Source organism: Stutzerimonas tianxiuensis (genome assembly GCF_053470365.1).
Window position 1 is genome coordinate 45,860 of the sequence record NZ_JBPVWS010000011.1, and the last position, 13,974, is coordinate 59,833.

Consider the following 13,974-nt stretch of genomic DNA (forward strand, 5'->3'; position numbering starts at 1 on the left):
CAAATTAGCGCTCCCACACACCTATCGAATTGCCAGAGGACAGCCCGATGTCGGCCTGTTTGAATTCAGGCTGGAGTTTTTCGGCTCCGGTGCTGATGACGCTGCTAGTCGGCCTGGGCGTCGCGGTATTGGCACGCTGGGTCCGTCATCAGCCGCAATTCGCCGGCAGTTCCGCTTTCACGCTGATGCATCTGGCCATCCTCTGGTGGCTCGGCGCCGCTGCCTTGGAAATGAGTGTCCACCAGCAGAGTTGCAAGATGTTCTGGGCAGGCATGGCCTGGCCCGCCATTCTCGGCGTCCCGACGTTCTGGTCGGTGTTTCTCTGGCAATACGTCAACAGTATTCGCAGCCCCCTCAGACCGCTCACCATTACGGCCTTGATAGCAATGCCAGTGGTGTTCTGGTTGTTGGCACTGAGTAATCCCTGGCATCTCCTGTTTTACGGTGCCGCGAGCGCGCCAATTTCATCAGCGCCAAACGCTCCGATTGCCTATCAGCACGGGTCGCTGTTCTATCTGGCAGCAGCTTACGGCTACCCCTTCATGATTTTCTGCATGGGTATCACGCTGCGCGCAGCCGCCCTCAGCAGCGGCCTGCATCGACGGCACTATCTTGTGTTCCTGGTGCTGACTACGATCCCATGGGGCGCCAATATCAGTTATGTGGCGTTCGATTGGACACTGTTCGGCTTTGATCCGACGCCATTCAGCTTCGCATTAACCATCGCCGGCTTTGGCTGGTTGATCAGCGGGCTGCGTCTGTTCGATCTGTTACCGGTGGCGCGCCACTTGCTGCTCGACGCATTGATCGACCCGGTGCTGGTGATCGATCCGCAACGCCGTGTTATCGAGGCCAACCCAGCCGCACTTCGCATGGCAAATCTGAAGAAGGACTGGCATGGCCGCGCCCTTTCGCAATGGCCTTACATAGGCGAAATGCTGGACGGCATATCGCAACGGACGGTGCTGGAAGAGTCACCCCAGCTTTTAAGCGTTGCCGCACGAAAACAGCACTTTGAGGTGCGTGTTCAGACAATCTCACGCACGACACGGGAAGGACCGGTGATCCTGGGCCAGATGCTCTATCTGCGCGATATCACAGAGTTTCAGCGCAGCCAGCAGCAGTTGGCCGAAGCGCTGGCGTTGAGCAAGCAGCAGTTGGCGACCATCTCGGACTTGCATGAAACCCTGCAAAATCAGGCACTGCGCGACCCGCTGACGGGTCTCTACAACCGCCGTTACCTGGATGATTTCTTTGCCCGTGAACTGGCTCGAGCGCAGCGTGATAACGCAGCTATCACCTTGGCCATGGTTGACCTTGACCATTTCAAGCTGCTGAACGATACCCACGGCCACGGGGTGGGAGACGATGCCTTGAAGGGCGTGGCGGCATTTCTATTAGGCGAACTGCGCAACACCGATGCGGCATTTCGTATCGGCGGCGAGGAGTTTTTGCTGATGTTGCCGCGCACGCAGCCGACAGAAGCCTTGGCAAAGCTGACGCGACTCTGTCGGCAATTCGCGGCTCAACCGCTGGAAACGCGTGCAGGACCTATGCAGCTGACCATGTCGATCGGCGTAGCGCACTGCCCATCGCAAGCAAGCGACCTGGACGGCCTGATGCAGCAGGCCGACAGGCAGCTTTATCTGGCCAAGGGCAGCGGGCGGAACCGGGTCATGGCGATGCCCGAGTTAATTGACGCAGCGGTCAGTGCCCGACCACTACCTCACTGATCTGCCGGACGGGCGTCAGGTCGGTGTAGTTGGCAATGTCAGCCACGATCTCCTCGGCATGCGGAGCGATACCCGCTTGGAAGGCCTCCAACGAGTCGCTGAAAATGTGACACATCGCGACATACGGCGCCGGTTCGTCAGGAGTGCGCCCGCAGATCGCCTTATCAATGGTGTAGTAAAGGCAGGCATCGCCCATGCGGGCCTTGAGAAGCGGTAGGTGCTTGTCGCGGTAGTAATCGTGATCGAACCTCGCGCCGGGGGTGTTGGGGTACATCACGCTGACTTTGATCATGGTTATCTGCCTATATGGGGACGTAACGCGTTCAGGACCCTTGCTCGATTGCAACCGTTGCGTGTGCAGTATCAACGTTCAGACACGACGCCACGAGGGTCAGCTTCTGACAAGCTGCGATGCCCAACGTTTTGCACAAAGAACCGTCAGTTCGCACTGCCGCCGACAAAGGCAACGTCATCATATCCCGGCCTACCGAGCTAACCGGCTGCACGATCACCCAGCCGCAGAATACCGGTATCGATGGCCAGATGAACCAGCTCGGCATGGGAGCTGACCTGCAGCTTGCTCTTGAGTAGCGTCAGGTAGTTGGAAACCGTCTTGCCACTGATGCAAAGCCGTTCGGCGATCAGCCTCGTTGGGGTGCCCTTGGCGAGCATCACGAAGATTTCAAATTCACGCTGGGTCATCCCTTGCAGACGTGGATCCAGCGCATTAGCGGTCGCCGGGTTGCGTGCCAATTGAGTAGCCAGCGGCTGTTCGATATAGGCATAACCAGCCAAGGTTCGGCGTACCGCATCCAGCAACACATCCGGCGACGAACTCTTGGTGATATAGCCGGCGGCCCCAGCATCCAGTGCCTGTCGTACCAGGGGCAATTCGTCGTGCATGCTAAAGAACAGCACGCGCAGTTGTGGCAGCCGCTGCAACAGACGCCGGGTGGTTTCGACGCCGCTGATGCCGGGTAGCCCCACATCCATGATGACCAGGCTTGGGGAAGCCTCCTGAGCTTTGGCCAGGGCCTCCTCGCCGTCGCAGGCCTCAATAACCTGAACTTCGGGTAGCAAGGCGCGTAGCAGCGCAGCGTAGCCTTGGCGGACCACAGCGTGATCGTCAACGAGAAGGATCTTCATTGGAGCATGACTCCCTGATCGGAATGTCCAGATAAACCACCCAGCCGTAACCTACTCGCCTGCACGCGATCAACCGGCCATCCAGCGCCCGCGCACGCTCATGCATCGAGCGCAGGCCAATGCCCGGCCGTCCGGGTGCGCCGTGGCCGTGGCCATTGTCACGGACAAGCAGCCTCAGTCGACCGCCGTTCATGCGCAGGCGGATGAACACGAAGCTGGCGCAGGCATGCTTGGCCACGTTTGTGAGCGATTCCTGCAGCAACCGGTACAGCTGTTCTTTCTTGCTCAGCGGAAGACAAGGAATGCGCCGGTCGATCTGCACGCGCAGCTCGATCCCTTGCGCGCTTTGCCACTGCTCGGCCAGCAACTGTATTGCTTCAGGCAACTCCAAATGGTCGAGCATCACGGGATAGAGCTCGCGCGTCAGCCTGCGAAAACCGTCCTGCAACTGTTCACAGTGATCATCCAGAGTGCGTGCCGTTGTGCTGACCAGCTGCGGCTGGTCTTTTATCGCCTGTAGCAGGCAGGCCTGGGCGCGGATTCCGGCCAAGTATTGTCCAAGGTCGTCATGCAGCGCCTGAGCAAGCTGTGTGCGCTCCCGCTCCTGCAGCTCCAGCAACGAGCGCGTCAGGTCATCGTTTTCCTGCCGGGTGTACTCCAAGGCGCTGACCATGCGGTTGAAATGCCCGGAGAGCTGCCCTGCCTCCTGCAGGGAGTGGCTCGGCAGACGCGTATCGAGGCGGCCTTGGGAAACTTGGCCAAAGGCTGCAAGCAATTCGTTCAGCACGCCGAGCGCCGGCCGGACAGCCCACCGGATCGCCAGCAGGCTCAGCAATAACGCACTGCCAAACCATACCAATAGCTGTACCAGCGAATCCTCTACCTCCTCAATTTCGTCTTGTGGATCTACGCTCAATTGCAAGGTCCGACCTTCAGGCATCTGTACTGTCAGGGGCGCGGGCAACTCGGCGGGATACAACAGGGTCTCGAGCAAGGTGCTTCGCTGCGGGCGGATCTCACGGCTCGGAACGCCCGGGCCCAACCAGCGAACCTGCACATGCCGCAAATGACGCGTCAGCTCAGGTTGGAGAGCAGCGGGATCGCGTTTCGCTATATCGCCGAGATAGCTAAGCACGGCACCCGCCGCAGCCAGTTCACGGCCTACGTCTTGGCTCGCCTGACGCAGCAGTACGGCCAAGCAGACGGCTGCAACCAGGCTAAAAAACAGCGAGACCAGCAGGCTGATACGCCAGAGTGCTGACATGTTCAATGTCCGCTTCAAGAGCAGCAGGTTGCTGTGCTACTTGACCACGAAGCTCCCTTCCATGCCCTTGTTCTGCAGCCCTTTGCAATAGAAAGGGAAACGCCCGGGCTTGATCGGCAGGAAGAAAATCTCCGCCTCGCCCGCTTCTTCGAACTCCAGTTCGACGAGCGTCACGGCTTTGATCTCCACACCGCCGGCCTCGACCTTTCGCAGGAAGATGGCCTGTGAAAACTCAGGAGCCTGAAAAGCACACTCTTTCTGGCCATCGGCGATGACTTTGAGTTGATAGGCGACGCCGGTTTCCAGCTGGTATTCCTTCTGAGAAACCGCGTAATCGCTTTCTTCGGAGCCAAACCTGAGATCGGGCAGCGATTGTGTCCGACGGGTAAGGTCACCGGCGGCAAGCACCTGATCGAAGCCGATCAGGCTGGCGATCAGCAAGAGGTGAAGTGTTAGCGCTTTGAATGGAGGCATGGGGCTTCTCGTTTTTGTTATGGATGGCTTCATCCTAGAGGTGCCTGTCAGGGTCCGGTTTACTACCTTGGTACACAGCAGCTGGTACTTTCTGCATATTTCCCCGCGCCGACAGGGTTCCTATGCTGACCGCAACGCCATAGGAGTCGTCCATGCGCCCTCTTTTGTATCGTACCGGTTGCTTGATCGCCCTTGCCTGCTGTGCAGTTTTCGTCAGTACTGCAGGCGCGGCGGGGCCAGAACTCTCGGCGCGCATCGGTTACCTCGGTTACCGCCCGGACCCAGGCCCGCTGCTATCGAATGTGATACCTGAGCCGGTTGACGCGGGCTTGAGCGGCGCCGAGCTGGCCATTACCGACAGCAACAGCACCGGTCGTTTTCTCAAGCACAGCTACACCCTGGACCGCGTCACGGCTGAAACTCCAGAGCAGCTACTGGACGAGGCCCAACAGCTACATGATCAGGGTGTGCGCCTGTTTGTGGTGAACGCTCCCGCGCAGAGCCTGGAAACGCTGGCCGGGGCCATGCCAGACAGTCTGCTGATCAACGCCGGCAGTCCCGATGATGAGCTGCGAACGTCACGTTGCCTCGGTAACGTGCTGCACACCCTGCCAAGCCGCAGCATGTTGGCCGACGCGCTGGGGCAGTTCCTCGCCGTGCGCCGCTGGAATCGCTGGCTGTTGATCAGCGGGCCGACTGAAGAGGATCAGGCCTATGCCGAGGCGCTCAAGCGGGCAGCCAAACGCTTCGGTCACAAGGTCATCGAGGAAAAACCCTGGTCGTTCGATAACGACCAGCGGCGCACAGCCCAAGCCGACATGCCTCTGTTCACCCAAGCTGGCGAATATGACGTGGTCGTGGTTGCCGATGAGCGCGGCGATTTCGGTGAATATGTGCCCTATCACACCTGGTTGCCGCGGCCGGTTGTGGGCACACAGGGCCTGACCCCGACCGGCTGGCACAAGACGGTCGAAACCTACGGGGCGGCGCAGCTGCAGAAGCGCTTCGAAGCCCATGCCAATCGCTGGATGAATGACCGCGACTTTGCCGCCTGGATCGGGGTGCGCAGCCTGGCCACTGCAATCACCAAGCTCGGAACCACGGACCCACTGGCAATCCGCCAGATATCGCTGAGCGAGTCGCTGCCGGTCGATGGGTTCAAGGGCCGCAAGTTGACGTTCCGGCCCTGGAGCGGCCAGCTGCGGCAACCAGTTCCGTTGGTGCATCCGCGAGGGCTGGTCAGCAATTCGCCCCAGGATGGCTTCCTGCACCCCACCAGCGAGCTGGACACCTTGGGCTTCGATCGGCCAGAGAGCCAGTGTCGGCTGAGCGAGGCGACCCGATGAAAGCCATATCTCGCTGCGTCTCCGGTCTGCTTCTTGCCGGCTTGGCACAAACCGCGAGCGCCAGCGAGCTGGGGTATGACGCCTACATTGACAGCCCGAAGCGAATCAAATGCATGTACGGCTACGTCACTGCCAAGACCGGAAACTTTGGAGCTGCCAAGCAGATATTCGAAGACTGCATCGCGCGCTGGAACGACGTGTATTCGATGATCTGGCTGGCTCAGATGTATGAATCTGGCTCGGGCGTTCCGGTAGATATGGACAAAGCCGCTGCGCTCATAGAGCTCGGCGCTAATCAGCCAGATGAGGCTAGCTATGTAAGTCTGGCTCGCTACCACTGGGGTACCGCATTAGCCGAAGGGCGCGGCGTAAAAAAAGACCGGAAGGCCGCGCGCATGTGGCTGCGCCGGGCATCCGAAGGCGGGCAGACCGAAGCGGACGAATACCTGCTGCGCATGGAACAGTCGCCAAATTAAATCGCCCGCTGAGCGGTTCACACCACAACAAGAGAATACTTCAATGACCCGAACACTCCTTGCTGCCGCTGTTTCCTGTGCACTGGCTTGCGCCAGCGCATCCACCCTCGCCGCCACCGCCTATGTGTCCAACGAGAAAGACGACACCGTCAGTGTGATCGATCTGGATACCCTGGAAACGGTCGAAACGCTTGACGTTGGCCAGCGTCCACGCGGGTTGACGCTGTCGCGCGACAACAAGCTGCTCTACATCTGCGCCAGCGACTCGGACACGGTGCAGGTCATGGACCTGGCAACCCGGAAGATCATCAAACAGCTGCCGTCCGGCGCTGACCCCGAACAGTTCGCGCTGCACCCGAACAACAAGTGGCTGTACATCTCCAACGAGGACGATGCGCTGGTGACGGTGGTCGACGTCGACAACGAAGAGGTGCTCGCACAGATCGATGTCGGCGTTGAGCCTGAAGGCATGGGCGTCAGCCCGGACGGCAAGTGGGCGGTGAACACCAGCGAAACCACCAATATGCTGCACTGGATCGACACCAGTACCAACCAATTGGTGGACAACACTCTCGTCGACCAGCGCCCGCGCCACGTGGAATTCAACAAGGACAGCACGCTGCTCTGGGCCTCGTCGGAAATCGGCGGGACGGTCAGCGTCGTTGACGTTGAGAAGCGGGAGATCATCAAGACGTTAAATTTCAAGATCAAGGGCGTGCATCCCGACAAGGTCCAGCCAGTCGGCATCAAACTCAGCTCGGACGGCAAATACGCTTTCGTCGCGCTCGGCCCGGCCAACCACATAGCCGTCGTGGATGCCAAAACCTACGAGGTACTCGACTACCTGCTGGTGGGGCGTCGGGTCTGGCACATGGCATTCAACATCGACGAGAGCCGACTGCTGACCACCAATGGTGTCAGCGGTGATGTTTCGGTGATCGACGTGGACTCGCTCAAGGTGATCAAGTCGATCAAGGTTGGCCGCTATCCCTGGGGCGTGGTGGTAGCACCATGACGGCCCTGCAGGTCGATGGCGTCAGCTTTGCCTACGGGGAACGTCAGGCGTTGCGAGACGTCAGTTTCAACACGGCAGCGGGCGGCTTCACCGCCCTGCTCGGCCCCAACGGAGCCGGAAAATCGACGCTGATCGCCTTGCTGACGCGCCTCTACGACTTGCAGCAGGGCGACATCCAGGTGGCGGGCTTCAGTCTGCGCAGCCAGCCGCGCGAAGCCTTGCGGCGGCTTGGGGTGGTCTTCCAGCAAAGCACGCTGGACCTGGATCTCAGCGTCGAGCAGAACCTGCGCTATCACGCCGCCCTGCATGGCATGCCGCGCAAGGTCGCCAACGACCGCATCGAAGTCGAGCTGGATCGCCAGCAACTGGGCGAGCGCCGCAAGAGCAAGGTGCGCGAACTCAATGGCGGTCATCGCCGACGGGTGGAAATTGCCCGTGCCCTGCTCCACAAGCCGAGCCTGCTGCTGCTCGATGAAGCCAGTGCGGGGCTCGACCCCGCTAGCCGCCAGAACCTCAACGATCACGTGAGATCCCTCTGCGATGAGCAAGGCATGAGTGTGCTCTGGACCACCCACCTGCTGGACGAGGTGCAGGCAAGTGACGAGCTGATCATCCTCAACCGCGGAAACCTGGTCGCGCAGGGTCGAGCCGATACGCTGGCTGCCGCGGATGGCAGTCTCCAGCAGACCTTTGCCCGGCTCACGCGTAACGCGGTGCCAGCGTGATGCGCTCCAGCCACGCCATACGCCCCAGGCCATGTCCAACTCAGGAATCCTCGCCATGACGCCCTATTGGGAATGCCTGCGAGCCATCGTTTTTCGCGAGTGGCTGCGCTTCGTGCAGCAGCGCTCGCGGTTCTTCAGCGCCCTGGTGCGACCGCTGCTCTGGCTGGTGGTATTCGCTGCCGGATTTCGCGCCGCCTTGGGCATCGCCATCATCGAACCCTACGAGACCTATATCACCTACGAAACCTGGATCGTGCCGGGCCTGGCCTGCATGATCCTGCTGTTCAACGGCATGCAGGGCTCCCTCTCCATGGTGTACGACCGCGAGATGGGCAGCATGCGCGTACTGCTGACCAGCCCTCTGCCGCGCAGTTTCCTGCTGGCGAGCAAGCTGCTGGCAACTGCGCTGATCTCGCTGCTGCAGGTCTATGCGTTTCTTTTCATCGCCTGGTTGTATGGCGTACAGCCGCCTGCGGCAGGCCTGCTGACGGCTCTGCCAGCGCTGTTGCTGGTAGCCTTGCTGCTCAGCGCCCTGGGGTTGCTGTTATCCAACGGCATCAGGCAGCTGGAAAACTTCGCCGGGGTGATGAATTTCGTCATCTTCCCGATGTTTTTTCTGTCATCGGCGCTCTATCCGCTGTGGAAAATGCGCGAAGCCAGTGAGTGGCTGTTCTGGATCTGTTCGGTCAATCCCTTTACCTATGCTGTGGAGTTGGTTCGCTATGCGCTGTATGAACGTCTCAATCCGCTGGCGCTGGCGGTTTGCCTCGGCCTGACACTGTTGTTCAGCCTGCTTGCAGTGCTCAGCTTCAATCCGCAGCACGCTGCGCTACGACGGTCTACATGAGCTGTTCTCTACTACTTTGGTGCTGGTTTTCCTGTCGATTGTAGGATTTCAAACTGCGGCACTTTGCCCTGTAATGTGGCCGACTGAAGTACTGGAAACCTGGATATGCCAGAGCCCACCAGGCCTTGTAGCGAATCCAGACGCTATGGCGTCCAAACCACGACTGTTTCCCCATGGTTTTCTTTCGCAGGACTGGGCAAGCTTGTCGGTGAACAGAACCTGATCGAATAGGCGCCGCACACAGGCTGCCATTGGTTGATCGAAGCCGCGCACAACGAAGGTCTTCTTCCGATCTACCCCACCATAATCACAACAATGAGGTGACCGGCCATGTACAAGATACTGATCGCTGACGACCACCCGCTTTTTCGTGAAGCCATCCATAACGTCATCCAGGACGGCTTTCCAGGCAGCGAGATCCTCGAAACTGCCGACCTCGACAGCGCGCTGTCGATGACTCTGGAAAACGACGACCTCGATCTGGTGCTGCTCGACCTGAACATGCCCGGAATGCACGGCCTTAACGGGCTGATCAACATGCGCAACGAGGCACCGACCATTCCCGTGGTGATCGTCTCTGCCGAACAGGACAAGCAGATCGTGCTACAGGCGATCACCTATGGCGCGTGCGGCTTCATCACCAAATCATCGCCACGCGCGCAGATGACCGAAGCCATCGAGCAGATCCTCAACGGCAATGTCTACCTGCCCTCGGACATCATCCGCAGCCAGAAGGCCACCACCCGCCGCTCCCAGCACAACGAACAGAGCATCCCGCCCGAGCTGCTACAGGCGCTGACCCGCAAGCAGCTGCTGGTGCTGGAACGCATGACCAAGGGTGAGTCCAACAAGCAGATCGCCTACAACCTCGACATCGCCGAGACCACGGTCAAGGCCCATGTCTCGGCCATCCTGCGCAAGCTCAACGTGCACAACCGTGTGCAAGCCATCCTCTCGGCGGGCGACATCGACTTCACGGCATACCTGCGCCGTTGATCGGTCATAACCAACGCGGCCAGGTAAGCCCCAGCAACAAGCCCTGGAGGAGCCAGCTTGCTGGTGATATCCGGGGCTCCTGAGTTACAGCTGATCGCGAGCAAGCTCGCTCCTATAGATTGACCATAGACGTCAACGACGCCGAGCAATTGTAGAGCGAGCCTGGCGGTTCTAAGAATTCCCCTGTTCCATCATGTGGCACATGACAGTCTTCAATTTCATCGGGCGCACCGGCTTGTGCATCAGCATGTGGCCCAGCTCACGCACCTGTTGTTTCAGTTCATTGCTGTAATTGGCGGTGATCATCAGCGCCGGTAGCGGGCTGGCACGCCGGGCATTGACCGTCTCGACAACATCGACGCCGTTGCAGCCGTTGTCCAGGTGGTAGTCGGCGATGATCAGATCGGCATCGGCGTGGAAGTTGTCGACCTGACCGGCCAGGTCCTGTTCCGAGAGCGCCGTTACAACATGACAGCCCCAGCCCTCAAGCAATGTGCGCATGCCGGCACAGATCGCGGTGTCGTTATCCAGAACCCATACGCGCGCGCCTTTGAGTCGTTCGAGCAACTGGTCGGTAGCTGACGGCTCTACGCTGGCTTTCGGCGCCCGCTTGGCCAGCGGCACTTCAATGGCGAATTTGGAGCCGCGCCCAGGCACCGAACTGACTTGAATCCGGTGACCGAGAATACGCGCGATCTTCTCGACAATCGCCAGACCCAACCCAAGCCCACGATCCTGCTGAGGCCTCACGCCTTCGCCGCGTTTGAACTCGTGGAAGACCTCCTCGAGCTTGTCCTCGTGGATGCCGATTCCCGTGTCCCACACCTCGATTGACAGGCTCTGCCGCCGGCGACGGCAACCCAGCAGCACGCGACCATGTGGGGTGTAGCGAATGGCATTGGTCAGCAAGTTGCGCAGGATGCGCGCCAATAACTGGATATCGCTGCGTACCAATGCGGAACAGGGAATGAAGTCCAGCTGCAGCTGTTCACTGCCGGCGATCTGGCGAAACTCCGCAGCCAGGGTCTCCAGCAGTTCACTGACGGCAAACGGGGCAATATCGGGCTTGATCACGCCCGCATCGAGCTTGGAAATGTCGACCAGCGTACCCAGCAGGTTTTCCACGTCTTCCAATGAATTGCTGATGTTGCGGATCAGTCCGCCACTCGGTGCTGAAGGTTGCTCCAGCAGTGCGCTGGTGAACAGCCGAGCAGCGTTCAGGGGTTGCAGCAAATCGTGGCTCACTGCGGCGAGAAACTTGGTCTTCGACAGGTTGGCCAGTTCCGCTTCGCGCTTGGCTTCACGCAACCGCGCCTCGGCGTGGGCGCGCTCGTCGATTTCGCATAGCAGCTGGTCGTTGAGGCTGGTGAGTTCTGCCGTGCGCTCACGGACTCGCTGTTCGAGGTTCTGATAGGCCTGGTGCAGCGCTTCGGCCGTGCGCCGGCGATCCGTAATGTCTTGAATCAGCACAAAGATACCAACCACCTCGCCGCTGGCCTGACGGTTTGGTACGTAAGAGCGCAGCATGTAACGCTGCTGCCCCGAGTGGTTGTGCTCAGCCATCTCGAAACTGACGCTTTCGCCGCACAGGGCTCGATCAATATAGGGTTCGAGCTGCTGCCAGTGTTCGCCGCTGTGGATGTCACGCAGCGACTGGCCGAGCATGCCTTCACTGGGCCAGCGATACCATTCCTCGTAGACCTTGTTGGTGAATTCGTAGGTCAGGTCGGCTGACACATAGGCGATGAGCGCCGGCACGTGGTCGGTAATCAGGCGGATCCAGCGCTCGCTCTCACGCAGCGCTTCGGCATGGCGGTAACGTTCGGTGATGTCGGTGAAGGTGTTGACGAAGCCGCCTGTGGGCAACGGATGTGTCCGAACTTCAAGCGTCCGCCCGTCGAACAGGTGCTGTTCCAACTCCTTCAAGGGCTGGCCTTCGGCGTCAAGCGTGTTGGGCGTCAGCAGTTTCAGCTCACTGTCGGCCATCACCTCGTCGAATGGTCGATGCGCCTCGATGGGCGCCAGGCCGCAGAGCTCAAGAAAGCGACCGTTCCACAGCTCCAGGCCACCATCGGCGCTGACCATGGCCACGCCTTGGGAAAGGTTGTCTACGGCGCGCTGCAACAAGCGGGACTTCTGCGCCAAGGCCTGCTCGCGGCGCATGGTTTCGCTGATTTTCACCTCGGTGATGTCGGTGTAAAGCATCACCAGGCCACCCTCGCGGGTAGGCCGCTCGCTGAGCTGCACCCAGCGTCCATTTTGCAAACGGTAGACGGTCGGTTCGTTGGCCTTGCCCCGGTGTTCCTCGGCGATCAGCCCGCTGCTTTCAGCCAACCGTTTGAGCTCCGAGAGCCGAGTGCCGCTGTTGATGCGCGCTCGGGTTCGGCTCCAGAGCGCCTTGAAGCGCTTGTTGAACAGAACGATGCGCTGGTCCTTGTCGAACAGCACGAAGGCATCGGAAATGCTCTCGATGGCATCGACCAGATGCTGATGCGCAGTTTCGGCACGCAGGCGGGCGTCGCTGAGCAGGCGGTTGCTGGCTTTCAGCTCGGCCATCGCCTGGTTCAGCGCATCGGTGCGTTCGCGCACCTGCTCGGCCAGCTCTACCGAATGCTGGAAGGCCGCGTAAGACGCGTCGCGCCCGGTGCTGCTGGACTCGATTCGCTCGATCAGCGCCGCGTTGATGCGCCGCAGCTTATGGTTTTCGCGCTCGAGCTCGGCCTGCCGGTCGAGTTGCTCAACGGGCACCTCTTTCTCCAGCCCGTCCACCTGGCCGGCCGATGGCGACGCCGGTGAAGGTCTGGTTGATATGCATGCCATTGAACTGCTCTCCGTAGGTGTTGAAACCGATCACCTGCTGGCGTCGAAGGAACGCCGAGATGTCGTCGCTGGAGCCATTGCCGTCGATCTCCAGCCGTCGCAGAAAACAGTCGCAGCCGATGGTCAGCAACGGCGGGCCGAGACGCTGTTCGAGACGCTCGAACACGGCTTCGAGGTTGGGCATCAGCGGCCCCGGATGCATCGCGGTCAGTACGATGCCGTTCTCAACCGCGCAATAGAACGTCAGGCTCAGATCATCGTTGACCTTCTGAATCGAGCGTACGTAGTAATGCTCGTTGATACGCACCGCCAGCGGATGCGCAGCGAACAGGCGGTGATCGAGATCGCTGACCTCGACACCGATAAGCCGTGCGTATTCTTCGGCGGCGGGCTCAGCGTTCAGTTCATAGACACGCCGCGCATGGCTGTCCACGCGTGTCACCACCAGCTTGTCGGTGCGTGGCAGCATGTGATGTGTGGTGAACACCTCGAAATCCAGCCAGGTATTGATCAGTACGACCGCCGCTGCCCCGCTGTGGAACTTGCCGTCGTAGTAGACGTGCGTGTCGGCCAGGTGATTGTCGTCGCCGGCGGAGCCGCCGAAATGCGGAATGCTGCCAAAGGCAGCGCTAAGTGCGGAGAGCACGATTTCTTCGCGGCTGGACAGCCCGTCCAACAGGGTCAGTGCAAAGCTGTGATCCTTGATCGGCGCCAGCGAGTTGCTGCGGCAATCGCTGCCCAGCCGCTCGACCAGTTGCTGAGCATCGGTGAGGCTGAAACGGTCCATCTCATCGATCAGCTCGCAGGCGATGGAAAAGTTGCGGTGATCAAAGCCAACCGCGGTCACGCAGCTGCGCCCATAGCCCTGCGAGGTGATCTCACCCGCCGACGTACAGCCGACCATGCGGACGCCACCGAAGTACTGGTGCAGCGCATCGCCCAGTGCTGGCAGATCGTACTCAGCAGAACAAAAGAACAGGACAAAGCCGAGATGCGGATGAATCAGCTGGCGTGCCAGGTCCTGGGCCACCGTTTCGGCGTCCCGCGCTTCAGACATTGCTGTGCGCACTGCTAAGGATTCTTGCTCGACCACGCACCCCACCCCATACATCGATATCGTATGACCGCATTC

General features: G+C 60.1%; 13 protein-coding genes. 7 read left to right on the forward strand and 6 right to left on the reverse strand.

The features are described from left to right. The first annotated feature begins 47 nt into the window (after positions 1-47). A complete protein-coding gene (locus tag ACSSNI_RS14880; protein WP_200639713.1) occupies positions 48-1,733 on the forward strand; it encodes a histidine kinase N-terminal 7TM domain-containing diguanylate cyclase in 1,686 nt (561 codons plus the stop codon). On the opposite strand, the gene ACSSNI_RS14885 is transcribed toward ACSSNI_RS14880, so the two are convergent. The 4 genes from ACSSNI_RS14885 to ACSSNI_RS14900 form a co-directional block, all read right to left on the reverse strand. Then, entirely contained in the window at positions 1,708-2,025 is a 318-nt protein-coding gene (locus ACSSNI_RS14885; protein ID WP_102835175.1) for an EthD family reductase, read from the reverse strand. The two genes, ACSSNI_RS14880 and ACSSNI_RS14885, sit on opposite strands and share 26 nt — an antisense overlap. Before the next feature lie 200 nt (positions 2,026-2,225). Beyond that, positions 2,226-2,879 (reverse strand): response regulator, encoded by a 654-nt coding sequence (locus ACSSNI_RS14890; RefSeq protein WP_019339033.1) that lies wholly within the window; start codon positions 2,877-2,879, stop codon positions 2,226-2,228. Further along, the gene (locus ACSSNI_RS14895; RefSeq protein ID WP_200639710.1) at positions 2,860-4,143 is read right to left on the reverse strand and encodes a HAMP domain-containing sensor histidine kinase; all 1,284 of its coding nucleotides are present in this window, start codon (positions 4,141-4,143) and stop codon (positions 2,860-2,862) included. Before ACSSNI_RS14895 ends, ACSSNI_RS14890 begins: the two co-directional genes overlap by 20 nt. Before the next feature lie 36 nt (positions 4,144-4,179). Continuing rightward, entirely contained in the window at positions 4,180-4,617 is a 438-nt protein-coding gene (locus ACSSNI_RS14900; protein ID WP_019339031.1) for a cupredoxin domain-containing protein, read from the reverse strand. A gap of 152 nt (positions 4,618-4,769) precedes the next feature. Between ACSSNI_RS14900 and ACSSNI_RS14905 the strand changes: the two genes are divergently transcribed. The 6 genes from ACSSNI_RS14905 (at position 4,770) to ACSSNI_RS14930 (ending at position 10,022) form a co-directional block, all read left to right on the forward strand. Beyond that, complete coding sequence (locus ACSSNI_RS14905) at positions 4,770-5,963, forward strand: ABC transporter substrate-binding protein (RefSeq protein ID WP_200639709.1); 1,194 nt, start codon at positions 4,770-4,772, stop codon at positions 5,961-5,963. Continuing rightward, a complete protein-coding gene (locus ACSSNI_RS14910) occupies positions 5,960-6,439 on the forward strand; it encodes a tetratricopeptide repeat protein (RefSeq protein WP_159967771.1) in 480 nt (159 codons plus the stop codon). The genes ACSSNI_RS14905 and ACSSNI_RS14910 overlap by 4 nt, the downstream gene beginning before the upstream one ends. Before the next feature lie 43 nt (positions 6,440-6,482). Next, complete coding sequence (locus ACSSNI_RS14915; RefSeq protein WP_200639707.1) at positions 6,483-7,454, forward strand: YVTN family beta-propeller repeat protein; 972 nt, start codon at positions 6,483-6,485, stop codon at positions 7,452-7,454. Continuing rightward, positions 7,451-8,179 (forward strand): ABC transporter ATP-binding protein, encoded by a 729-nt coding sequence (locus ACSSNI_RS14920; RefSeq protein ID WP_200639705.1) that lies wholly within the window; start codon positions 7,451-7,453, stop codon positions 8,177-8,179. Before ACSSNI_RS14915 ends, ACSSNI_RS14920 begins: the two co-directional genes overlap by 4 nt. Positions 8,180-8,234: 55 nt before the next feature. After that, positions 8,235-9,026 (forward strand): ABC transporter permease, encoded by a 792-nt coding sequence (locus ACSSNI_RS14925; RefSeq protein WP_200639703.1) that lies wholly within the window; start codon positions 8,235-8,237, stop codon positions 9,024-9,026. A gap of 330 nt (positions 9,027-9,356) precedes the next feature. After that, entirely contained in the window at positions 9,357-10,022 is a 666-nt protein-coding gene (locus ACSSNI_RS14930) for a response regulator transcription factor (protein WP_102835168.1), read from the forward strand. 171 nt (positions 10,023-10,193) lie between these two features. Here the strand turns inward: ACSSNI_RS14930 and nahK are convergent, their stop codons facing one another. Beyond that, positions 10,194-12,842, reverse strand: coding sequence for a hybrid sensor histidine kinase/response regulator NahK/ErcS' (gene nahK / locus ACSSNI_RS14935; RefSeq protein ID WP_200639695.1), 2,649 nt, complete (start codon positions 12,840-12,842; stop codon positions 10,194-10,196). After that, positions 12,760-13,953 (reverse strand): nitric oxide-sensing protein NosP, encoded by a 1,194-nt coding sequence (gene nosP, locus ACSSNI_RS14940; RefSeq protein WP_372239357.1) that lies wholly within the window; start codon positions 13,951-13,953, stop codon positions 12,760-12,762. Before nosP ends, nahK begins: the two co-directional genes overlap by 83 nt. Positions 13,954-13,974: the final 21 nt, after the last annotated feature.

Excerpts from the sequence above, each read along its gene's own strand:
- ACSSNI_RS14880 (WP_200639713.1), top strand. The coding sequence starts at position 48 with ATGTCGGCCTGTTTGAATTCAGGCTGGAGTTTTTCGGCTCCGGTGCTG.
- ACSSNI_RS14885 (WP_102835175.1), bottom strand. The coding sequence starts at position 2,025 with ATGATCAAAGTCAGCGTGATGTACCCCAACACCCCCGGCGCGAGGTTC.
- ACSSNI_RS14890 (WP_019339033.1), bottom strand. The coding sequence starts at position 2,879 with ATGAAGATCCTTCTCGTTGACGATCACGCTGTGGTCCGCCAAGGCTAC.
- ACSSNI_RS14895 (WP_200639710.1), bottom strand. The coding sequence starts at position 4,143 with ATGTCAGCACTCTGGCGTATCAGCCTGCTGGTCTCGCTGTTTTTTAGC.
- ACSSNI_RS14900 (WP_019339031.1), bottom strand. The coding sequence starts at position 4,617 with ATGCCTCCATTCAAAGCGCTAACACTTCACCTCTTGCTGATCGCCAGC.
- ACSSNI_RS14905 (WP_200639709.1), top strand. The coding sequence starts at position 4,770 with ATGCGCCCTCTTTTGTATCGTACCGGTTGCTTGATCGCCCTTGCCTGC.
- ACSSNI_RS14910 (WP_159967771.1), top strand. The coding sequence starts at position 5,960 with ATGAAAGCCATATCTCGCTGCGTCTCCGGTCTGCTTCTTGCCGGCTTG.
- ACSSNI_RS14915 (WP_200639707.1), top strand. The coding sequence starts at position 6,483 with ATGACCCGAACACTCCTTGCTGCCGCTGTTTCCTGTGCACTGGCTTGC.
- ACSSNI_RS14920 (WP_200639705.1), top strand. The coding sequence starts at position 7,451 with ATGACGGCCCTGCAGGTCGATGGCGTCAGCTTTGCCTACGGGGAACGT.
- ACSSNI_RS14925 (WP_200639703.1), top strand. The coding sequence starts at position 8,235 with ATGACGCCCTATTGGGAATGCCTGCGAGCCATCGTTTTTCGCGAGTGG.
- ACSSNI_RS14930 (WP_102835168.1), top strand. The coding sequence starts at position 9,357 with ATGTACAAGATACTGATCGCTGACGACCACCCGCTTTTTCGTGAAGCC.
- nahK (WP_200639695.1), bottom strand. The coding sequence starts at position 12,842 with ATGGCATGCATATCAACCAGACCTTCACCGGCGTCGCCATCGGCCGGC.
- nosP (WP_372239357.1), bottom strand. The coding sequence starts at position 13,953 with ATGTATGGGGTGGGGTGCGTGGTCGAGCAAGAATCCTTAGCAGTGCGC.